This is a genomic window from Nevskia sp., assembly GCF_051860985.1.
GTDB lineage: Bacteria > Pseudomonadota > Gammaproteobacteria > Nevskiales > Nevskiaceae > Nevskia.
The window spans coordinates 1-22,302 of sequence record NZ_JBIMKV010000031.1 but is presented as its reverse complement, the minus strand read 5'-3'; the positions used below and the strand labels follow the sequence as shown (position 1 = coordinate 22,302).

Below are 22,302 nucleotides of genomic sequence, written 5' to 3'. Positions count from 1 at the left end.
CGCGTCCGAAAATACTTTCAGCATCGGCCTGTCCGATATGCAGCGTAGTTTTACTTTTTGTCCGCCGGATCAATAATATCCCGACTGCCTGATTGCCCTCCTGCATCGTCAGCATGCGGTCACAACCCCGACAGAACGCGGCAGACGAATGCTCCTCTGGCTCGCCGCGCTGCATCATTTGATCAGGGCGGCCGCAGAGGTGGCGGTAAGCACCTTGGGATCGTACTGGTCAGGCCCGAAAACGGGTGACGTGAACACGTTGAATTTACCTGCCTGTGAACCCCATCTTTTCAAATTGGTCCGGGGAATCGTGCCAACAGCAGTGCATCGCGGCACATATCAAATGGCCGGAGTTCCATGGCCGAAAAGGTCTCCGAGTCGGCATCACCTATCTTTCTGCGGGTGACGATCTGTATCGCCAACCCCTACGATCTTTAATTGCGTCCGAGTGATAACAACCACTCTGGGGCTTCGATCTCATTCCGCGATCAGGGGGCGGTCCGTCATGTCTCTATTGCCGTCGGCATTAACCAGGCGTCTATCGCTCCTCGACGCCGCGTTCCTCGCGCTTGAAACGCGCGACATCCCAATGCATGTTGCCTCATTGCAAATTTACAGCGTTCCGGCGGACGCCGATGGTGGCTTCATCAAATCTGTGGTGCACCGCTATCGAAAGCCCTATGGCGTAGGCTCGCCGTGGAATCAGCGTCTGGCCCGGGTACCGCTGGCGCGGATCGCGCCGGCATTCGAAACGACCGTCGATATCGACTTCGACTACCACGTGCGGCACTCGGCCCTGCCACAGCCAGGCGGAGAGCGAGAGCTCGGCGAACTGATCTCGCACCTTCACGGAACCCTGCTCGATCGCTCGCGACCGCTGTGGACATGCCACGTCATCGAGGGATTGAGTGGCAATCGCTTCGCGATCTACCTGAAGATTCATCACGCGATCACCGATGGCGTGCGCGGCTTGCGGATGATCGAGCGTGCACTGGAAAGCCAGCCTGGCAGCTGCTTCCGCCCGCCATGGGAAGCAGCGCCGAGGCCGGCAACAAAAGTGCCGCGCACCGTCGGCGCCGGCCTCGAACAGCAGCTTCCGCCGCTTGATGCGCTACGCGAACTCGTGCACGCCCTACGGCCGATGCTGCACCGACGCGCCGAGGAAGCAGATCTGGTGCGACCGTTCGAATCGCCGGCGTCGTCGCTGAACGGCCTAGTCACCAATGCTCGCCGGGTCGCGACACAGAGCGTGGCAACCGAACGCATCAAGCGCATCGGCGCGGCTACAGGTGCCTCGACCAACGACATCTTCCTGAGTCTCTGCGCCGGCGCGCTGCGCCGCCACTTGCTTTCCCTAGGCATGCTGCCCGCGCGTCCAATGACGGCGGCGGTGCCGGTCAGCCTGCGACAGGAAGGCGATGCCAGCAGCTCCAATGCGGTTGGCTTCGTCTGGTCTTCGCTGGCCACCGATATCGCCGATCCATCGCTGCGCATGCAGACCATTGTCCGCTCGATGCGCGCAGCGAAAGCACATCTGAAAAGCATGCCGTCCGAACTGCGCCTGCCATTTACCAGCCTGCTGGCGCTGCCCGGCTCGGTACTCGGCATGCTGGGTCTCGCCCATCGCCTGCGACCGGCAATGAACGTAGTCATTTCCAACGTGCCGGGCCCAGCGAACACCATGTACCTCGGTCCGGCGCGACTCGATGCGCTGTACCCGATCTCGATTCCGTCGCAGGGCCAGGCGTTGAACATCACCTGCGTCAACTATGCCGGTCGGCTAGATATCGGTTTCACCGGTAGCCGCGACGCCCTGCCCAGCTTGCAGAAGCTCGCGGTCTACACCGCTGAGGCGTTATCCGAATTGGAGCAGGCACTGGCATTGAAGAGGCCCACAGCAGACAAGGCTGATGCTGGCGAGATCGGGCCTGCAACGTCGGAGCGACGTTCAACTCGCAATCCAGCAAAGCGATGAGAGACGCCGTACTACAAGTCCGTGGAAGCCAATGAAGTCCCGAATCGACCCCAGGCGGTGCAATCAGATGCACCCAGACGTCGTTTGACCCTGCAAGCGGCACAAGTGCTCGTTGGACGCGATCAGCGCGCGCGATAGCCCCGAAGCAGACTTCGATAGCTGACCTGGATCAGCCGATGATTGGCAGCCGACGCTGACTTGCCAAGCGAGCAACACCTTTCTGCACACTGTCCTGCACCTTCGCGAAGATGCGGTTGACGTACTGGTCGTCGTTGGCCTTGTCAGCGTCGCTGCTGACAGCGATCGGCTCCAGGTATTCGTTGACGATCTTCGACGGCAGCGGAATATGGCTGGGCACCAGCTCCGGCCAGATGCCGAATGGCAGGCCAGCGACGATAGGCATGGTTTCGGCGCGCAGCAATTTCTTTAGATTTAGTGCCTTGGCCAGCCAGCGCCCTTCGGAGAGCACGAAGACCGTATCGGGTCCACCGACCGTCGCCACCGGCACGATTGGCACCCCAGACAGGATCGCCTGCTTGACGAAGCCGCGGCGCTTGGCGAATTCCACTTCATTGCGTCGCTTCCAGGTGCGCATCGCGTCGACTTCGCCGCCCGGCCAGACCACGACGCTGTGACCGGCGCCGAGCGCGGCGGTGACTGAATCCCGCGAAGCTGGTACCACGCCGACCTTCTTGAAGAACGGCCCGAGCACCGGCATTGCCATCAGCGCGTCATGCGCAGTGCCGTGCAGGGTGCGGCTCGTCTCGAAATGGCGCCACCAGTCAAATACCAGCGCCCAGGCATCCATGGTCAGCCAGGTGCCGGAATGGATGCCGATCAGCAGGCTGGCCTCCTCCGGCAACCGATCCCAGCCATGGGTCTCGACGCGGAAGTAGCGGTCGAGCATGAAATTCAGCACCGGTCGGATCTGACTCATGTACTCGACATCGGGCCCGCTGACATTCCAGTTGCGCCGGGCTCGCTCCTGAACTGAGCGCTGCACGGTACTCGCGGCATCAGCAGAGAACTTTCGCGATGCGCCGGCATCATCGTTGGGGCCACGAATGCTCATCGATCTGTCTCGCAATACGCCGCCGGTTATTCCCCGGCTGAAGTCTTGGCAGGACCTCCACAGTCTCACGCCAGTGCCTGATGCTGCGTTCGAGGCCCGTACGGATACACCTACTGAACGATAGGATTTCGGTCGGTATGCCGGCTGAGCCCGCCGCCAGGTGCGAAACCTCCCTACCGCGCCCAGATGACCTCAAGTCCGGCTTCGCTCCAGGCTTTGAAACCAGGCTCGTAGTGCGCTTCGACCACATTGCGCTTGATTTTCATGGTCGGGGTCAGAAAGCCGTTGGCGACGGTCCATTGATCGCTGACCACGACCATGAAGTCGAGATGCTCGTGGGGATCGAGTCCGGCGTTGATCTGGCGCTTGATCGCGCACAGTTCCTGCCCGATCGCAGCGCGCTGAGCCGAGTCCTGCGCGGCCTTCTGACCTGCTTCGCTGAGCGTGACGAGGGCGAATGGCTGCGGGAAGCCGGAGCCGGCAACGCACACCGTCTCGACCATCGGATGCAGCAACCGGCTCTCGATCGGCGCCGGTGCCACGTACTTGCCCTTGCTGGTCTTGAACAGTTCCTTGATCCGGCCGGACAGCCGCAGCCGACCCAGTTCGTCGATCTCGGCGCGGTCGCCGGTCCTGAAGTAACCGTCAGCGGTGAACACCTCGCTGCTCAACTCCGGCGCCTGGTAGTAACCGAGCATGCGCGACGGACTCTTGATCAGCAGCTCGCCGCGTTCGTCGATACGCCGCTCCACGCCTTGCAGCGGCTCGCCGACATAGCCAACCCGCGCCCGGCCGCTTCGCGAGATATGCGAGTAGGCGAAATCCTCGCTCATCCCCAAGCCTTCGAGCAGTTCCAGGCCGAGCGCGGCGAACCATCCGATCAGGCTATGCGGCAGCGGTGCGGAGCCGGAGAACGCAAGGCGCACCTGGTCCAGTCCCAGGCCGCCGAGCAATTGCGCGCGCGTCGCCGCAGCGGCCGCCGGGTCGGCCAGCAGCGCGTCGAGGTTCGCCTGCGGAAGCTTGGCCAGCACGCCGAGCTGGAACTTGAGCCAGAGCCGTGGCACCGAGTGGAAGATGGTTGGCCGGGCGCGCTGGATGTCGGCGCTGAAGGTCTTCAGCGACTCGTTGAAGAAAACCTGCGCGCCGTAGCGCAGTGCGGTCGCGAACACCGCGGCCCCCTCGAAGACGTGGGCCAGCGGCAGGTACGACAGCAGCCGGTCGCGATCGTCGATGGGCACGATCTGGGCAAGCATCGTCGAGCTGACCGCGTAGCTGCGGAAGCTCAGCATCACGCCCTTCGGAGCGCCGGTTGTGCCCGAGGTGTAAACGAGGGTCGCGAGCGACTCCGACGGGCGATCGGGATGGCCGGCGAGCGGCTCGACCTCCTCGACGATACGGGTCCAGGACCAGCAGTCGTGGTTCACCGGCACGCCAGGCGCGCCGCGCAGGCGCAGCACCGGCAGATTCGGCGTCAATGCACCACGCATCGCGTCCCAGTCATCGAGCGGTCCAAGGACGAGCAGCTTTGCCGCGCTGTGGTCGAGGATGTAGCGCACCGTCGATTCGTTCAGCGACGGGTAGATCGGGACCGCGACATGCCCGGCCATCCAGATCGCCAGTTCAGCCAGCATCCATTGCGCGCAGTTGCGCGACAGCAGCGCGATGCGGCTGCCCGGTTCGAGTCCAAGCGAACTCAAGTGGGCGGCGACTCGGCGCACCTCGTCGGCAGCCCGGCGCCACGTGTACGTTTCGACCTGTCCCTCGGCCGGCTGAGTCAACCAGATCGCCTCGGGACGCTGATTCTCCCAGTGGTAGAGCGCGGACAGCGGCGTCCAGCATCCGCTATCGGCGAGAAAGTCGTTGCTCATATTGTCCCCATTGTTCGTGCGAACTTCGGACATGGCGTTCACAGCCTGACGCCCCGCTCGCGCGCCGCGCGCAGCAGTGCCGTGCGACTGCCGACACCAATCTTTTCGTAGAGGTTGTGCAGATACCACTTCACCGTGCCTTCAGAGATGAAGCAGCGACTGGCGAGTTGGGCATTGCTCAGGCCCTCGCTGAGCAGGGCGAGCAGCTGGCGCTCGCGCTTGTTGAAATCGGCCAGCTGTGGCGCCTCCTCGATCGCGGACAGGTGGCCCAACTGGACGGCAGGGCTGGAGGCCCCCCCCATCGCGGGCAAGGGCTGCGGAACCGGGATGACGCCCGGGAAGCCTGCGTTACCGAGCTCGAGAATCTGCTGCGCCAGCCGGATCGCCGGCTGCATGCTGCTCGCGCCGCGCTCCAGCCAGCGTACCAGCAGCGTCATCAGCGGCCGGCCCTCGTCGAGAGCCGTGCGCAGCAGGCCCTCGGTGCTGGCGATCTCCAGTGCCTCCGAAAGCGCCGCGTGGCAGGCAGCCTCGTCGCGCCGCAAATCCTCGGCCAGTGCAACGCAGAACAACAGCTCGCTGAGCCGTGACTGGCGGCCGAGCCGGCGAGCCTTGTCGATCACCGGCCGCAGCAGCTTCAGCGCCTTCATCGCGTCGCCCTCGGCCGTCGCGATTCTCGCCCGAAGCATCTGCACCGAGATGCGGTAAGGCGGCGCCGTGGCCATTCCCTCGACCAGCGCCCGTGCGCGGCTCACCGCGCCGTTACGCAGCAGCAGCAGCGCCCGCTCTGCGCGCAGGTTGCCGCTGAGGCGCACGAAATTGCGCTGCAGCGCCACCGCCTCGCCTTCGGAAAGGATATCGAGGGCGGTACCGAAATCCCCGCTCACCGAGCGACTGCGCGCGGCTGCGATGTAGCCGAAGGTCACGGCATCAACGATGCCCTGGTCGGACAGCGCCGGCAGTGCCTCGCCGAGAATGTCACGCAGTTGGTCGAACTCGTTGCGCTCGTAACGAAGAAAGGCCTCGATTCCGCGCAGCAAGGTGCGCAGCCCCCCGAAACCCTGTGAACTCGGGCAGCGCAGCAGGCCGGCCTCGACCTGCGCCAGGGCCCCGCGATAGCGTCCGGCCTGCATCAGATTGAGCGCGCCGACCACATGGGCCCAGCCGGTGCCGTAGGCCGACTGCGCGGTCGCAAAATTGAACATGGCGTCGCGAAGCGCATAGTTGGCGTCGTCGTAGCGACCCATGCACTTGAGACAGAACGCATGCACGGTGGACGCGATGCCAAGCTGATAGGAAGCGTTGCCGGCGTTGGAAGCGATCCATTGCTTGGCCAATTCGCCGGCGGTGGCAAAGTCATCCCGCAGGGCCAACATCACGGCGCGTTGCAGGCGCGCGGCGTCGATCAACTCGGTGCGTGACGAGGCCTCGATCCGCTGCAGGCGCGACTCGGCCAGCTCGAACTGCCTCTGAAACACCAACACCCAGGCGACCAGCGAATCGACGTCCAGGTCGCAGCTACCGCTGACCCGCTCCCAGCGCCCGGCGAGGTCGAACAGCGTCTGGTGCTGACCGCTGCGGAAGATCGAAAAGAAGCCGATGTCGACGATCCAGCGCCGGGCCAGTTCGGCCAGCGGCGGGCCGGCGTCGAGTGCCATCCGTACCGCCCAGGCGCCGTAGCCGTTCTGCCACAGCCACTCGGCCGCACGGGCCAGTAGCGGCACCCGCTCGGTACCGCGGCTGGCACTGAGCAAACGGTTCGCGCCATCGCGCACCAGCGCGTGCAGCGTGATGATCGAAGGATCGTCCGGTTCCTGGTTCTGGACGATGCCGAGCGCACGAAAGTGCAGTAGCGCGCGGCTGACCTTGGGCTCCGACGCAAACAACGTTTCGAGCAGTGGCACTGGCGTACTGCCCAGGCAAGCCAGCGCCCAGAGCACATCGCGGTCGTCGTTGCTCTGGCTGGCGATGAAGCGCTCGTGGATGTAATCGCGCAGCGGCGCCGAGCCGAGGCCTGCGCTTGGTTCGGCGATCGGGCTGATGGCCACCGGAACGGCGAGCGCAAGGTGTACAAAAGCAGGCCAACCCTCGGTTGCGCGATACAGCCATTCCAACTGTGTGGGGTCGAGGCGGCGGCCGCGCAGTTCGGCGAACTGGCTGACCTCGTCGCGGCTGAGCACCAGATTGCGTTCATCGATCCAGCTGACCCAGCCGCGCACGGTCAGGCCACCGAGCCCAAGTTCAAGATCGAAGGGCTGCATCACGAGGCAGACACTGAAACGCTCGGAGACCAGGTTCAGCAGCTTCTCGAGGTAGCCGAGACTGTCGCTGTTGGCAATCAGGTGAACGTCGTCGATCACCAGACAGTGCCGGGCCTCGGGATCGTTGGCCAGGTGGCTGCACAGCTCCGAGAAGCGCATGGCACGCTCGGACTCCGCATGGATGCCGATTTCCCTCCCTGATGGCTGGCTGGCGCCGAACGCGTCGAGCAACTGGTCGAGGAACACCAGCGGATCGCGCGACGCGGCATCGAGCGCGGCCCAGCCACAGAAGGCGCTGCCGCGACGCTGCCGCAACCACAGCTCGGCGAGCACGGTCTTGCCGTAGCCGGACGGCCCGCGAATCACGAGGATCGGCAGCCCAGCATCAAGCGCCAGCACGCGGTCCCGGTTGAGCAGCAGGCGGCGCGTTTCCGGCAGTTCGCCGCGCTGAGAAACTTCGGCGGTCGGATGATTGCTCATTGCGGCACTTCAGGCGGCTTCCTGGTCGGGCGTCGCCGGTCGCCCCGCTGCGATCCGGCGGATACCTTGCGGGACAATGGCAAAGTTCGGTCGTGCATCGACAGGGGCGCGATCGGCGGCAGCCGGCGGACCGCCTTTAGGCTGAGATGGCGACGAAGTCCGGCTTCTCGCGCACCGCGCAATCCGGGCACTGCCAGCTGCGCGGCAAGTTCTCGAACGTGGTGCCGGCTGGATAGCCCTCTTTCGGACAGCCCAGCGCCGGGTTGTAGACATAGGCGCAGTTCGGGCAGCGGAAGCAGGTGGCGGCCGTGATTGTCCAGGCCGTCTGGACTTCGGCAGACGACGTCTCGATGCTGCTGACCTGCACGGCGGGCTTCACCGTGCTCCACTTCTTCAGCAGCGCATCCCGCTTCGGCGGATAGATATTGGCTTTGCTCAGATCGCCGCGGTGATGGGCAACTACCCGGTGGTCCATCAGCTTGAACCAGACCGGCGGGAAGTAGGCTGCGAGGATCATCGCGCCGTAGCCAGAAGGCAGCTGCGGGCTGTCCTCGAAGTGACGCAGGGCCTGATAGCGGCGCGTCGGGTTGGCGTGATGATCCGAGTGGCGCTGAAGCTGGTACAGCAGCAGGTTGGTGACGACGTGGTTGGAATTCCACGAATGCTTTGGCTGGCAGCGCTCGTAGCGGCCGTCCGCCATCTTCTGGCGGACCAGACCGTAGTGCTCCAGATAGTTCACCACTTCGAGCAGGCAGAAGCCGAAGATACCCTGCACAACCAAGAAGACCAGCGCGCCCGGCCCGAACCATACGCTGAGTCCTCCGAACAGCACCCACGGTCATCGCCCAGGCCTGCAGGTTCTCGTTGTCCATCGACAGCACCGGCTTGCCAAGACGCTTGAGACGCCCGGCTTCAATGTCCCAGGCCGACTTTGCGCTCCCGATCACGGTTCGCGGCAAGAAGGCCCAGAACGACTCGCCCAGCTTCGAGCTGGCCGGGTCTTCGGGCGTCGCCACGTTCTTGTGGTGACCCTTGTTATGTTCAATGAAGAAGTGACCGTAGCAGGTCGGAGCAAGCGTCAGCTTGGCTAGCCAGCGCTCGAAGCTGTTGGTCTTGTGGCCGAGCTCGTGTGCGGTATTGATGCCGACACCGTTGGCGACACCACAGGCCGCGACCAGCGCCACGAGTTCGTACCAGGCCAGATGGCCTGAAACCGCGAGGTACGCGCCCAGACCGGTCATCAGGTACTGGAACGGGATGTAGGCGTAGACGATGCGCAGGTAGTAGCGATCGGCATCGAGTTGCGGCACCGCCGACTCCGGCGCGTTGACCCGATCCTCGCCGACCAGCATGTCGAGCAGCGGAGCTGCCGACATAGAACAGGAACGGCAGGGTCCACAGCAGCCAGGCCGGACCTCCGACCATAACCGCCAGCACCGTCGCGACGCCAACCAGCGGTACTGCTGGGCTCAGCAGCCACCACCAGCGCTTGCCGTCGATCCACTTCTCGGCCGCGTCGCCACGCCCCCCCCGCCACCTCGTTCGCACCGATCGCACTCATCACAGGCCCTCCTCTCTTGGGGTGTGATCAGCTTGCGGCTTTGTCGATTGAGGAATGGGTCATTTTGCGCCAACATGTGGTCAAAGCGCGCCAGACTTTCAGGGGCCGCTACTCAAGCTGGAAGAGACCATGTCCAAATCCGAGTTGTTGGTACCGGCCCGCTATTACGCGCGACTGGCGGAAATCCTGGCCCGCAGCCACATCGACCTGGATGCGGTGCTGCGTTCCTTGCAACTTTCACCGGCCATCCTGACCGAGGCCGAGGCGATGCTCAGCGTGTCTCGGGTCGATCGACTGATCGAGAAAATCTACGAACTCAGCGGGCGTAGCGATCTGGCCTTCGAGTTGGGTCGCATGTTGAGTGCCAGTGCTCACAGCTTCGTCGGCTTCGGCATGCTCAATTGCGAAACCTTGGACCAGGCGCTCCGCTTCGAGGCCCAGTATTTTCGGCTGGTGATGCCGAGCTTCCGGATGCGCTACGCCAGCGGTGTCGATTTTGGCGAGATGCATTTCACGCCGACGGTCGCGCTGAGCCCGCTGTCGCTGAGCTTCCATCTTGAGGCGATCGGCGTGGCAGCGCTGCGCGAAGTAACCGACCTGACCGGTGACCATCGTCCGCCATGCAGGCTCGATCTGTCGATCGCCGAACCCGCGCACCGCGAGCGTTACCGGCGTGAGTTGACGAATGTACGGGTGTGCTTTGTCGCCGAGGCGACGCCGAGCGTGCGTCTGCGCCTGTCCGGTAATCCACGCGAACTGCGCCTGGCGATGGCCGACAATCATGCCCGGCAGGTCGCCGAGGAGCGCTGCCGAACGCTGGTGCAACAAGTGGCCAGCGGCGGCCATTTTGCCGACTGGGTGGTCATGACCTTGCGCGCGGTTGCCGAAGGTCTGCCGAGCCTCGGCGAACTGGCCGCCATGCTCAATATTTCCAAACGCAGCCTGAATCGCCATCTCGAACGCGAGGGAACCAACTTCCGCGAACTCTCCAATCGTGTCCGCCACGAGCTTGCCTGTGAACGGCTGGCGGCCGGCACGATGAGCGTCACTCAGGTCGGCTACTCACTGGGCTTCACCGACCGGTCCAACTTCGGTCGTGCCTTTCGCTCTCGCGCCGGCTACAGCCCAAGCGAACACCACAGTCGGTCGGCACCAGGACAAACCGATCGCCAATAGCACCGGGCAGGTCCGGGCCTGAGTCCAACTCATTTCCTGCCGAACGATAGGTGACCCGCCCTGCCCGCTCTGGCAGGATCTCAGCTCTATATGAAGGTGCCAGCCATCCGCGGTCGATGCCTCGGAGATGGCGCCCAAACTTCGCGCGGCCTATCCGGAGAGAGACATGGGAACAGCGGCAGCCTTCGACACCAAGACTGAACTGGACGAGGCCTACTCGATTCCACTCGGCGACATCGATGTCAGTCACCCCGAGTTGTTCCGTACCAATCGCTTCTGGCCCTACTTCGCCCGTCTGCGCAAGGAAGATCCGATTCATTACTGCGCCAAAAGTTTATTCGGCCCGTACTGGTCGGTCACCAAGTTCAAGGACATCCTCTACGTCGAGACCCATCCCGAAATCTTTTCCTCGGAAGCGCATCTCGGCGGCATCACCATTCTCGAGGGAAACAAGGCCGCCGTCCTGCCGATGTTCATCGCGATGGACCCGCCGAAACACGACGAGCAGCGCAAGGTGGTGAACCCGATCGTCGCGCCTGACAACCTGGCTCGGATGGAAAGCCTGATCCGAAGCCGCACCCAGAACGCGCTGAACGCGCTGCCGGTCGGCGAACCCTTCGATTGGGTGTCCAAGGTCTCGATCAACCTGACCACGCAGATGTTGGCGACCCTGTTCGGCTTTCCGTTCGAGGATCGCGACAAGCTGCCGTACTGGTCCGATGTCGCGACCACCATGCCCGGCCAGGGCCTGATCGATTCCGAGGAGCAGCGTATGCAGATCCTCGGTGAATGCGCGGCCTATATGACCCGGCTGTGGAACGAACGCGTCAACGCCGAGCCAGGCAACGATCTGCTGTCGATGATGGCGCACGACGACCGCACCCGCTCGATGTCGCCGCAGGAATTTCTCGGCAACATCATCCTGCTGATCGTCGGCGGCAACGACACCACTCGAAATTCGATGACCGGGAGCGTGCTGGCACTGAATCAGAACCCGGCCGAGTACGCGAAGCTCACCGCCAACCCGGCGTTGATCGCGCCCTCGTTCGTTCCTGAGGTGATCCGCTGGCAGACGCCACTGGCGCACATGCGCCGCACCGCAATGTGCGATACCGAGCTCGGCGGCAAGCAGATCAAGCAGGGCGATAAGGTAGTGATGTGGTACGTCTCCGGCAATCGCGATGCCGAATCGATCGATAACCCGGACGCGTTCATCATCGACCGTGCCAAGCCGCGCCACCATCTGTCATTCGGCTTCGGCATCCACCGCTGCGTCGGCAACCGCCTTGCCGAGCTGCAGCTCAAGATTCTCTGGGAAGAGTTGCTCGCCCGCTGGCCGCGAGCCGGCCAGATCGAGGTGCTTTCCGAGCCGACGCGCGTGCCGTCGCCGTTCGTGAAGGGCTACGAATCGATGCGGGTCCGCATCAACCCCTGATCTGAATCAAGCTATGTCAGTGGGTACGGTGGTGATCGTCGGCGGCGGCCAGGCCGCGTGTCAGGCTGCCGTCAGTCTGCGCCAGGAAGGCTACGCCGGTCGGATCGTGATGATCGGCGACGAGGCCGTGCTGCCGTACCAGCGACCGCCGTTGTCGAAGGCCTATCTCGCCGGTCAGCTCGCGGTCGAGCGCCTGTTTCTGCGTCCGCCCGCGTTCTACGAACAGCAGAAGATCGAGGTGCAGCTCGGCCGCACCGCGAGCCGCATCGATGTGATCGGCAGGCAGGTCGAACTCGACAATGGCGAGCGCATCGATTTCGATCAACTGGTGCTGGCAACCGGCGGCCGGCCGCGCAAGCTCGCATGCCCGGGCGCCGAGCATTCGCGCCTGTTCTACCTCCGCGACGTGCGCGACGTCGCTGCGATCCAGGCTCAGCTCAAGCCTGGCGCTCGCATCGCGCTGGTCGGCGGCGGCTACATCGGCCTGGAGATTGCCGCAGTCGCGCGCAAGCTCGGCCTTGACGTGACCGTGCTCGAAGCCGCGCCAAGCCTGCTGGCGCGCGTGACCTGCCCGCAGGTCGCGAACTTCTACCAGCGTGAGCACGAGGCCCACGGCGTGAAGATCCGCTGTGGCGTGATGGTCAACGGCATTGCCGGCGACGAGTCGCATCCCGCCGTGCTGACCGCCGATGGCCAGCGCATCGAGGCCGATTTCATCGTTGCCGGCATCGGTCTGCTCCCGAACGTCGAGCTGGCAATGGCTGCCGGACTGGTCTGTGACAACGGCATCATCGTCGATGACGAATGCCGTACTTCGGTGCCCGGCGTCTATGCCGCAGGCGACTGCGCGCAGCACCCGAGCGCGGTGTACCACACGAGATTGCGGCTGGAATCGGTGCCGAACGCCATCGAGCAGGGCAAGACCACGGCGGCGGCGATCTGCGGCAAGTCCAAGCCCTACCGGCAGGTGCCGTGGTTCTGGTCCGACCAGTACGACATCAAGCTGCAGACCGCTGGCCTCAATCGCGGCTACGACGAGGTGGTGATTCGCGGCGCGCCCGAGAGCCGCAGCTTTGCCGCGTGGTACCTGCGCGACGGTCGACTGCTGGCCGTCGATGCCATCAACCGGCCTGCCGAGTTCACTCTGGCCAAGAGCTGGATTGCCGAGGGCCTGCACATTCCATCCGAGCGACTCTCCGACGAGACGATCGCGGTCAAGAGCCTCGCCGCCGCGGCCTGAGTTATCACCCACGCGATCGGGACGCCCAAGATCCTGACCGACCATTCACTCATCAGAGGAGACGAAACATGGCCAAGGCCACTTATATCGAGCATAACGGCACGGTCCGCAGCGTCGAGGTCGATGACGGGATCTCGTTGATGGAAGCTGCGCTCGCCAACCTGATTCCCGGAATCGATGGCGACTGCGGCGGCGCAGCCGCCTGCGCGACCTGCCACGTGCACGTTGCCGAGGAGTGGCTGGACAAGCTGCCGGCCATGGAACCGCTGGAGCACTCGATGCTCGACATGGCGGCGGGCAGCGACCACCGCTCGCGCCTCGCCTGCCAGCTGAAGATGTGCACGAAGCTCGACGGCATCGTCGTGCGCACGCCGCTCGGCCAGCACTGAACTGTCTCCACTTCATCCTGTGACGATGAACCACGACTACGACTTCCTGATCATTGGCTCAGGCTTTGGCGGCAGCGTCTCGGCGCTGCGCCTGTCCGAGAAGGGCTACAAGGTCGCGGTGATGGAGATGGGCCGGCGCTGGACGCCGGAGACACTGCCGAAGACGAACTGGAACCTGCGGCGATTCCTGTGGCTGCCGGCTGTCGGCCTGCGCGGCTTCCTCAGCATGCGGCTGTTCAAGCACGTGATGATCATGCACGGCAATGCCGTCGGCGGCGGGTCCATCGCCTACGCGCAAACGCTGCTGGTGCCGCCCGACCGGGTCTGGAGCGAAGGCTCCTGGGCCGGCCTCGATCGCTGGACCGAGGTGATGCCGCAGCACTACGACACTGCGAAGCGGATGCTTGGCGTCACCACCAACCCCATTCTCGGCCCGGGCGACCGGATGCTGCAGAAGATGGCGGCGGCAAACGGTGTGGAATCGACGTTCTATCCCACCAGGGTCGGCGTGTTCTTCGGCGAGCCGGGGCAGCCGGCGGGGCGGAGCTATCCTGATCCCTACTTCGGCGGCAAGGGCCCTGCGCGCAACGCCTGCCAAGCCTGCGGTGCGTGCATGGTCGGCTGCCGACACAACGCCAAGAACACACTGGACAAGAACTATCTCTACCTCGCGGAGCAGCTTGGTGCCGAGGTTCACGCCGAAACGAAAGTCCTCGACGTACGACCTCTTGGCTCGACTGAGGACGGCTCCGAGGGCTACGAGGTGACGGTCCAGCCGAGCTTCGGCCCGGCCTCGAAGCGGCGCGTCGTGACTGCGAAGAATGTGGTGTTCGCAGCGTCCTCGCTCGGCACCCAAGAGTTGCTGCTGCGCCTGCGCGACGACGGCTCGCTGCCCAAGGTGTCGGAGCAGCTCGGCCGCCGGGTACGCACCAATGCCGAGTCGATCCTCACCGTGCGCTATCCGGGCATCGAAACCGATCTGTCGAAAGGCATCGCGATCGGCTCGGGCGTCCATGTCGATGAGCACACGCATATCGAGGCCGTTCGCTATCCGAAGGGCTCGGACATGATGGGCAGCCTGTTCACCGCGTTGACCCACGGCCAGCCGGGCTGGTCACGGCCGCTGGCCTGGGCCCGGGCAATGCTGTCGCTGCTGGTTCGCCATCCCGTCAAGGCGATCCGCAGCTGGCTGCCATTCGGCTTCGCGGCGCAGACCGTGATCCTGCTGTGCATGCAGACCGTTGAAGGCCACATCAACATGCGCCTGAAGCGTCCTTGGTACTGGCCATTCAAGCGCCGCATGGTCAGCGAGGGTGACCGCATCCCGACCTACATCCCGGCCGCCAACCGCTTCGCTGAAGCGGCCGCAAAGGCCACCGGCGGCGTCGGCGGCAGCTCGATCTTCGAGATCTTTTTCAACGTGCCGATGACCGCGCACTGCATGGGCGGCTGCGCGATCGCCGACAGCGCCGAGCAGGGCGTGATCGACGCCCAGAACCGGGTGTTCAACTACCGCAATCTCTACGTCGTCGATGGCTCGATGATCGGCGCCAACCTCGGCGTCAATCCAAGCCTGACCATCACCGCGCTGGCCGAGCGGGCAATGTCATTCATTCCTCGTAACCCGACAGGAACGGTCAACGCGGTCCTATAAGCGGATTCACATAGGCCGATTCGAGCTTGCCTACTTCTGCTTGCCTCAGGCCCTGGCGAACACGGGCCCGCGGACAGCGTCGTACGCTTCCACAATGTCCTTCCAGTGTCGGTCCACGTGACGCCGCGGCAAGTTGGCGACTAGGCGGACCGCGTCCGGCTTGAGCGGGGCACCCGACTCGGCACATCGCTTCGCAGCCCAACGGAGTCGGCGCAGCACGAACGCTTCGCGCGTTTCGACGAACCGATCGAGCTGCTCCTTCACCTGCGGGAACCGATCTTTGTACCCCATGTAGTGATGGACCGCGTCGTGCGCGCGCAGCAGTTTGGTCGCCGTCAGGTAAACCGGAAGGTCATCCCCGGCCAGCTGCTGAGGGGCCCACTGGGCGATTCGCTCGGCCAGATCCGCGTCCCGCCGCTCCCAGTCCTTGCGTAGTCGACGCGTGCCGTCCTCGTTGCGGAAGTTTCCGTGACGTCGGGGTAGCACTTCGTCGAGCCACTTGCGGTCGCTCTGGTAGATGGATTCGAAAGCGGTGTTGCACGCCTTTCGAACGACGTTACGCTTAACGCCTGGATTGCTGTCCAGATAGGCGCGCAGCGTCCGACGGTGATTTTCAAGCGCTGAACCCAGTCGCGCCCGCTGCCATCGCTGGTGCAGCCCTGGCTCCCACAGGGTCATCTTCTGCAGGAAGTAGTCCGACACACCGAACGTGTACGCCATATGCGTTTGGTCGACACCGGCCTGCCAAGCGTCAAGCAGTTGCTGATAGACCTCCTCTGATACCCCGGTGTCCGCCGGACGCGGAATGGTCCAGTTGCGCCTCATCATGGCCTTCCACAGATCGCCGAAGGTGATGCCGAGCTCCCGCCGCACGGCTTCAAAAGATCCGTCGTGAGTGGCTAGGGTCGCCAGCAGCTTTTTTGGCCACTCTGGCTCCACTGGCAGCACCACGGGATCGGCCACCGCCTCGACCATCTCGATGTAGTCATCGATGTCTGTACATACGACTCCCAAGATTGCCAAGCACTGGGCCGGCTCTTTGAGTCGGTCACGCGTGGTTGGGGCCAATACTTGACGGTGCCAGCCAACCTGCCGGTCCTGCTCGGAGGTGAATGAGAGTCCCAGCCTGCGAAGTATCGCTGGCGAAAATCGATTCTCGATAGCCCTGGCCAGCGCCAGTGAGTCGACGCCGCGTGCACGCTGATACTGCATCAGGACCATTGACCGCAGTACGCCCAGCGGATCGTTCGGGACGTCGTCATAGCGCTCCAGCATTCGCTTCCCCTGCGCGGAGAACCACCGCGCATCAACTACTTCCGACGGCTCAAGCGACGTACATGGGTGAAGCTGATTATGTCGGCGATCGCCACATCGGCCCGGCATGCGAAGCAGATTGCGGGGCAGATGCGCTCCATCGCTGCAGAGTTCGCACCCGTCCGTGAGCATCTCTGCGTGCTCAGCGCATACCCAGGTCGTCGCAAGCTGATGTTCGACGAGGTAGATGGCGGGCCGCCGGTCCAAATCTTCGCGGTGCACGCACCCGGAACACAGCCGCGGGAGGTCTGGCGGCGCGAGGCGTGCCGTGCTGAAGCCGAGTAAGGCGTCGTAAGAAGTGGTCCGGGGATCGGCCAGCGCCTGAAGCACACGCTCACGCCGCGCGGTACTCGCGAAGAACAGGTAGTACGGCAGAACCGTGTGGTGCCGCAAAAGTAGCTGCAGGTTGGACAGTGGATGGCCTTCCGGCATGACGCCGGCGATACGTGCAGCGTATGTCGGCAGGCCAGGGTCCAAAGTTCCCGGGCACCGGATCTTGCCGATCAGCGCACGCATATAGCTACTGACATCTACGCCGTAGCGGAAGTAACCCTTTGCCAGCACACTCAGCATTACTTCTCCCGGCCTCGCGGCCGGGAAAGTTGTCAGCTGCTCCTGCGGAACGAGTTCACGCTGTCTCATGCCGTCCCCGGGGCGGTGGTTGGGGTCTTGCCGTTCTGCGGACCATTGCGCAGGCCCGCCAGATGGGCTCCCAGGTGCTTGATATGCTCTGCGGCTGACGACCCGATCACGGGCTCTGCGTAGCCTTTCAGCAGCTTCGTGGTGTCCGCGTACATCGACTCGTACTTGCGCATGATCTGGGGCTCGTTGGTCAGCAGTCCCGTCACGATCGGGTGGATCGGCTTCATGAACAGGGTGTAGGCCTTCGCGAGGGAGACTTCGTCGAGCTTTTCGTAGCCACTCTCTATTGCGAGGATCTGCGCTTGGACGAGCAGGACCATCAGGTAGCGGGTGACCCCCGCGGTGTACTCGTAGATCTTGCTGCGGATCGTGTCGGTCAGCGGCGATTCCTTGCGTACCCACTTCCACTGCCACAGTGCTCTGACCATGTCGTCCCAGTACGCGTCGTCCGCGCTCGAGGGGCGTGTGATCTCTAGGTAGCCACCCTCGATGAAGCGCGAGGCTACGGAGTCGTCGGACGCGAGGTAGCGGTACGCCTCACTGGTCCCGACAAGCAGGATCGGGATGCCGAAATCGTCGCGGATGTGCAGGATCATCGAAAGCGCCTGCTCCTTGACGTTGTCCCGAGCCCGAAACAGATACTCGACGTTGTCAATCACGAGGATCCCGCAGTGCGAGCTGCGCAGGACCATCCGGCAGTAGTCGCGCTTGTCGCTGAGCGAGCGGCGCGCGCCGGGCATCAGCTTGAGGAAGGTGTTGCCCGTGAGCTGCCCAGCCATCTTGCCGGCATGCAGGTAAATGTCCGCCGGCTGGAGGTTCTCGCTCACCTTGAAGTAGTGGTACAGCAACTGCGTCTCGTGGAACGGCTGGCCGTGATAATCACGGTGCTTGATGAGCTGGTGCCCCATGCTGGACAGCACCCGCCCGACCGCGGTCGACTTCCCCAGACCCGAGGGGCCGATGAGCGTAGCGATGCGTCCGAACTCATTGGCCGCCCCGCAATTCTCACCAGAACCGTCGGAGTACAGGAACGACTCGCCGGCCGCCTGAAGCGGATTGCGGTTTCGCATGCCCTCGAGCATCAGGCCATATGCAGTGTCGAAGACTTTTCGGTGATCGGGCCCAGGGAGGAAGATGCGGTAGAGCCGTGACGGCAGCACCTTGCGCAGGGGCGCCGGGAGTGCGAGGTCGCACTCATTGAACATCGGCGTGACCCGCAGCTGCCGGTCGAGCGGCTCGATGTCGTACTCGTCCTCCGGGTTGTAGGGATACGGGTTCATGGCTTCCACGAGTGGGTGGCGGTGGAAGTCAGGAAGCACGTGGGGAATGTACGTCGCTTCGGCGACGCTCTGTGGTTTGTAAATGGAAGATCCTCCGGTCAGTGGCGGATGAAGTTGGTGGAGCGGCGCGGCTCGAACGGATCAGCGGGCGGCGGCGCGTTCTCTGCAGCGGGAACGTCCGGCATGACGGCGACGTTGCCCTTGGCCTGCTGCTCAGCCTCGTAATTCAGCATCTCGACGGTCTTCGCCTTGACCGTCGCCGCACTACGACCCTTCTTGCGCGCATTGGTAGTGGCGCCCGCTGCTTTGAGATCTGTCGCGGTCTTCGCTTTCGCCTGCTTGATGACCCCAGCGAACGCCTGCCGCTGCCCCGCTGCGATCGCGCGTCCCGAAAATTCGGCCTCGCTGGCGAGACTTTTGCGCTGTTCCCGGTAGATTTCGGCCTCCCAGTAGCGCAGATTCATCGCCTCTAGGTACTTCTCCTCGCAACGCGCGTCGACAAGCTGCCGAGTCTTGGGGTGCTCGAATTTGACGATGTGCGGCAGGTGTTCATCCATAAAGACCTGGATCTTGTTGTCGCCGCGCCCACGCAGCGCCTTGGTGGTGTAGCCGTACTCATGGAGCAAGGGCGACACGTAGGTACGCGTGTTGTAGAGAATGCCGTCACCGGTGATCGACGCCTTGATCGGCATCAGGAACGACTCGTACAGCTGCTTCTCCTCGAGTTGGCGGACCGCACCCGGCTCATTCTCAAGACGCCAGTTCCATACATCGATGCGTGACACCTGCGGAAGTCCCTCCGCGACCATACGGATCGGAATCACCTCTAACGGCGGCGGCTGCAGATTGATCTCCCGCAGGATCTGCACGATCCGCATCTCAAGCTCGTCCATGGTGAGAACAGCGGCTTTGAAGCCGTCCTCTTCGCCGCGTTCGATCTGACGCCCGTAAGAACCCGGGATTACCTCGCGGAGGATCCGCTCCTTGATCAGGTCGTGCGTCTTCTCGATCGCCCCCTTCTTCTCGGGCAGATAGGGTTCCCCGACCTTGACGCTGATTCCAGCGCGCACGATCGTGTAGGCCTTCTTCGATACCCACTCGCCGCGGTCCGCGTGCAGATTGGACGGCAGTCCCTGCACCCACTCCTCGGGGTGATACTCGACGCCGATCCTCTCGATCTGCTCGCGCTTGTCCGAGGCGCACTGCTTAAGCAGCTGCAGGGCTTCGGCAGTGCTGGGGTCATTGGGTGACAGCCGCCACCCTGTGATAACTGTCGAGGCGACGTCGATCGCTGTGTAGAGCGTGAGGGTCTTCAACACTTCGTCGCGCGCCCACGGTAGGACCACGCGCACCTGAAGCTTGGTCGCGTCGGACTGGAACACCTGGCCGACCAGGTCGACGTACTCGCGCGCGGAACCCTTCTTCGGACGCGGCTTGGGCGCTTTGCGCCGCTTGTTCGCACGCTCGCGCTCAATGCCTTCGGTGGCGCGAATGAGCTCGATCACGTACTTGAACTGGCTACGCGTCGGCACCTTCAGCGCGAACTGCGGCTTTACGCGGACCCAGCGACGGCCATTGGAGAGCGGGGTCTCATCGCACGCGTGAGGGTAGTGCTTGAGCATCGTGCAGACCCAGCTGTCTGCCGCAGTCAGGCCGTCTGCAATGTAGAACTTGCGGATGCCGGCCGTGAGTGCATCACGCACCGCCGGCAGCGCGAGACCTCCTTTCGATAGTCCTCGCTTCACCATGCTCCTCTGCGTCAGCTTCTTGGTTTTCTCGGTCCGCGTGTAGCGGGCGAACACCTTCTCGTCGAAGTTGTAGATCCAATAGAGGTGCAAGACCCGCCGTGCGGTGGACTCACTCATGCCCTTGATCTCGCGTAGCGACTGCGCGCGGTAGCGGGGATCGCGGATGGCGCGCTGAAGTGCTGCTGGCTCGAGAAGATCCTTGAAAGCAGCCTTCACCCTTTCCGCTTTCTCTTTAGCGTCCGCAGTGGGTGATTCACGATCGTAGGTCTTCACGCCTGGGCGTCCGACGATGCTTACCTCCTGCCGGATTTCGACGGCCAGTTCCCTCGCGCTGACGATGAAGGGTGCGGGTGGATCCGTCTTGGCCTCATCCCAGAACACCGGGATGAGGCTGACTTCGTCGTCGTGGATGTGCAGCACGCGACAGGCGGTGGGGAGCAACGAGCACACGGTGTCCGTGGGCCGGATGATGTTTCCGATGCTGATTCCTGAATGCATGGCGGGCCTCACTCCAGGATGACGTGGTTGGAGGGATGGAACCGATCGGCTTTAAGGTCGGCCGGGATGGCAGTCGCCCACACCGCGAGGTAGACGAGGTGGGTTACCTGATCAATCGAGAGGGTCATTGCCACGCCGAGCTGGCGGATCAGGTCAATCAGTGTGCGATCGGGTTTCCAGATCGCGAGAAATCGTTCGGCGGTCTCGCCGACGCGGGCGCGCACGGCGGCGTGCTCGTGGTGAAACAGGCGCCCGCGAAGATCGACCACGTTGTCCTTGAAGACCTCGGGATAGTCCTCCTCGGTAACTACCATGAACGTCGTGCCGGGCCGACGGGACCAGTAGACTGCTTCGATGGCCTGCTTCTCGAGATTCCGGACACCCTTGCGCGTCGTCGGATCGAGAAGCGCCTTGGGCTTGCAGTAGACCGCGATGCGGCAACCGTCCGGCATGTCGACGAGGATGTCCGTCGTCATGACAGCCCGCGTCTGGGTTCCCGGTATCGTCGGGTGCTTGACTCCGAGAAGCTCGGCGATATGTGTCGTCTCGTCCCGAGTCCCGCCTTCGCAGAGAAGCGCGTACTGTTCGCGGATCTGCGTGGCGCCTAGGCGCTCATAGATGCACGCTGTTGTCATCTCCAACCGGCTCATGAACTGATGAGGGGTGTCGCGCTCTGGGTAGAGAAGGACCGGCGTCTGCCAGCCCTCACCCACGGAGGGAACATCCCGTACGTCCATCGCCGGCTTGTAGAGAGTCCCGTCGCCTCGGCCGTAGCCCAAGCGCAGGCGACGCTCGATCATCTTGTCGGTGACACCGCTACGGCGCCTCACGACACGAGCACCCAGGCAGTGCGCACGCGCGTATCGAGATTTGACAAGAAGTGAATCGTCCGAGCTTCGAGCAGTCCCTGTGTTCTCCGAGCAAGTCCGTTGCTAGGGAAATGAATCGCTTTTAACCAAGGTTGATAGTCGGTCCCGTAGTGACCTACTTCTCGGCCGGCAACCTGGCATCTCTCGATATCTCGTCGAGTTGTCCGCTCTGTTTGCGCATTTTTCGACCTCGTCGTCTGCATTTTTGAAAGTCCTTCACTTAATTGGCCATAGGACGGATATTCAATACACTCGACTGGCAACGAGATATCCCTGCAAATCAGGGGGGTTTGTGACTCCAAATCGACTACCCAAAAAAAATGGCCGCCCGCGACTTGACCTTTCGTTCAGATTCAGGGCCGCTCTGTGGGCCTTGCGTGTCAAGTTGTCATTGCAGCGAAGCTGGGACGAACTTGATAGGGATTTGCTTGACGGGGCAATCGACGGCGTTACATCGTCAGACCCGATCACGGGTGCCCGACTTCGGGTGATGCACCGCATCTTTCGTCGTGGCGACGACCCCACCAAGGTCCGAGTCGGCACAAACGGGGCCGAGCAAAATCTTGTCGAGAAGGCTGCCCGTGAATATGCGGTGTGTGAAGAAGCGAAGGTCGAGTACGCCTCGCCCCTCTGGGCGCTTCTTGTTGAACCTGAACGCCATCAAAGAGCCGACCTTGAATCAGAACTCAACAGCGCTTTGATTCGCCTTGGTTTGACCAAGATTGACGACGGGCCGGGCATTACCGGCTTAATGCTTCGAGGCTCAGTGAACCGCCCCGTCTTTCTCGGAGGCTTCAAACCTTGAGAGGATGAAGCCATGAACAAGTTGACGCGTTACGCACC

The 22,302-nt window shown here is 63.3% G+C and carries 15 protein-coding genes and 1 pseudogene; 7 read left to right on the top strand and 9 right to left on the bottom strand.

The genetic code is table 11. The features are described from left to right. Window positions 1–505: 505 nt before the first annotated feature. The gene (locus tag ACTIGJ_RS19130; protein ID WP_439641920.1) at window positions 506–1,975 is read left to right on the top strand and encodes a WS/DGAT/MGAT family O-acyltransferase; all 1,470 of its coding nucleotides are present in this window, start codon (window positions 506–508) and stop codon (window positions 1,973–1,975) included. 169 nt (window positions 1,976–2,144) lie between these two features. Here the strand turns inward: ACTIGJ_RS19130 and ACTIGJ_RS19125 are convergent, their stop codons facing one another. From ACTIGJ_RS19125 to ACTIGJ_RS19105, 5 genes and pseudogenes are all read right to left on the bottom strand, one after another. Then, window positions 2,145–3,047: a lysophospholipid acyltransferase family protein gene (locus ACTIGJ_RS19125; RefSeq protein ID WP_439641919.1), complete on the bottom strand. Its 903-nt coding sequence runs from the start codon at window positions 3,045–3,047 to the stop codon at window positions 2,145–2,147. 173 nt (window positions 3,048–3,220) lie between these two features. Then, the gene (locus tag ACTIGJ_RS19120) at window positions 3,221–4,915 is read right to left on the bottom strand and encodes an AMP-binding protein (RefSeq protein WP_439641922.1); all 1,695 of its coding nucleotides are present in this window, start codon (window positions 4,913–4,915) and stop codon (window positions 3,221–3,223) included. A gap of 38 nt (window positions 4,916–4,953) precedes the next feature. Then, entirely contained in the window at window positions 4,954–7,653 is a 2,700-nt protein-coding gene (locus ACTIGJ_RS19115; protein ID WP_439641918.1) for a LuxR C-terminal-related transcriptional regulator, read from the bottom strand. Between the two features lie 136 nt (window positions 7,654–7,789). Continuing rightward, on the bottom strand, window positions 7,790–8,020 hold the full coding sequence (locus ACTIGJ_RS19110; RefSeq protein ID WP_439641921.1) for a rubredoxin: 231 nt from the start codon (window positions 8,018–8,020) through the stop codon (window positions 7,790–7,792). 9 nt (window positions 8,021–8,029) lie between these two features. Beyond that, a pseudogene (locus ACTIGJ_RS19105) lies at window positions 8,030–9,201 on the bottom strand (alkane 1-monooxygenase); the annotation flags it as partial. Window positions 9,202–9,343: 142 nt separating this feature from the next. Here ACTIGJ_RS19105 and ACTIGJ_RS19100 point away from each other — a divergent pair. The 5 genes from ACTIGJ_RS19100 (at window position 9,344) to ACTIGJ_RS19080 (ending at window position 15,108) form a co-directional block, all read left to right on the top strand. After that, window positions 9,344–10,390: an AraC family transcriptional regulator ligand-binding domain-containing protein gene (locus ACTIGJ_RS19100; RefSeq protein WP_439641917.1), complete on the top strand. Its 1,047-nt coding sequence runs from the start codon at window positions 9,344–9,346 to the stop codon at window positions 10,388–10,390. Between the two features lie 166 nt (window positions 10,391–10,556). Next, window positions 10,557–11,825, top strand: a complete 1,269-nt coding sequence (locus ACTIGJ_RS19095) for a cytochrome P450 (RefSeq protein ID WP_439641916.1) — start codon at window positions 10,557–10,559, stop codon at window positions 11,823–11,825. A gap of 13 nt (window positions 11,826–11,838) precedes the next feature. Then, complete coding sequence (locus ACTIGJ_RS19090) at window positions 11,839–13,065, top strand: NAD(P)/FAD-dependent oxidoreductase (RefSeq protein ID WP_439641915.1); 1,227 nt, start codon at window positions 11,839–11,841, stop codon at window positions 13,063–13,065. Between the two features lie 68 nt (window positions 13,066–13,133). Next, a complete protein-coding gene (locus ACTIGJ_RS19085; RefSeq protein WP_439641914.1) occupies window positions 13,134–13,454 on the top strand; it encodes a 2Fe-2S iron-sulfur cluster-binding protein in 321 nt (106 codons plus the stop codon). 25 nt (window positions 13,455–13,479) lie between these two features. Continuing rightward, window positions 13,480–15,108 (top strand): GMC oxidoreductase, encoded by a 1,629-nt coding sequence (locus ACTIGJ_RS19080; protein ID WP_439641913.1) that lies wholly within the window; start codon window positions 13,480–13,482, stop codon window positions 15,106–15,108. Window positions 15,109–15,153: 45 nt separating this feature from the next. On the opposite strand, the gene ACTIGJ_RS19075 is transcribed toward ACTIGJ_RS19080, so the two are convergent. The 4 genes from ACTIGJ_RS19075 to ACTIGJ_RS19060 all read right to left on the bottom strand — a co-directional run bounded on the left by ACTIGJ_RS19075 (window position 15,154) and on the right by ACTIGJ_RS19060 (window position 21,390). Next, on the bottom strand, window positions 15,154–16,995 hold the full coding sequence (locus ACTIGJ_RS19075; RefSeq protein ID WP_439641912.1) for a TnsD family Tn7-like transposition protein: 1,842 nt from the start codon (window positions 16,993–16,995) through the stop codon (window positions 15,154–15,156). Between the two features lie 65 nt (window positions 16,996–17,060). Further along, on the bottom strand, window positions 17,061–18,344 hold the full coding sequence (locus tag ACTIGJ_RS19070) for a TniB family NTP-binding protein (RefSeq protein WP_439641911.1): 1,284 nt from the start codon (window positions 18,342–18,344) through the stop codon (window positions 17,061–17,063). A gap of 98 nt (window positions 18,345–18,442) precedes the next feature. Further along, a complete protein-coding gene (locus tag ACTIGJ_RS19065; protein WP_439641910.1) occupies window positions 18,443–20,590 on the bottom strand; it encodes a hypothetical protein in 2,148 nt (715 codons plus the stop codon). Between the two features lie 8 nt (window positions 20,591–20,598). After that, complete coding sequence (locus ACTIGJ_RS19060; RefSeq protein WP_439641909.1) at window positions 20,599–21,390, bottom strand: TnsA endonuclease N-terminal domain-containing protein; 792 nt, start codon at window positions 21,388–21,390, stop codon at window positions 20,599–20,601. A 442-nt stretch (window positions 21,391–21,832) separates the two neighbouring features. On the opposite strand from ACTIGJ_RS19060, the gene ACTIGJ_RS19055 reads away from it, so the two are divergent. Continuing rightward, on the top strand, window positions 21,833–22,264 hold the full coding sequence (locus ACTIGJ_RS19055; protein WP_439641908.1) for a hypothetical protein: 432 nt from the start codon (window positions 21,833–21,835) through the stop codon (window positions 22,262–22,264). Window positions 22,265–22,302 lie beyond the last annotated feature (38 nt).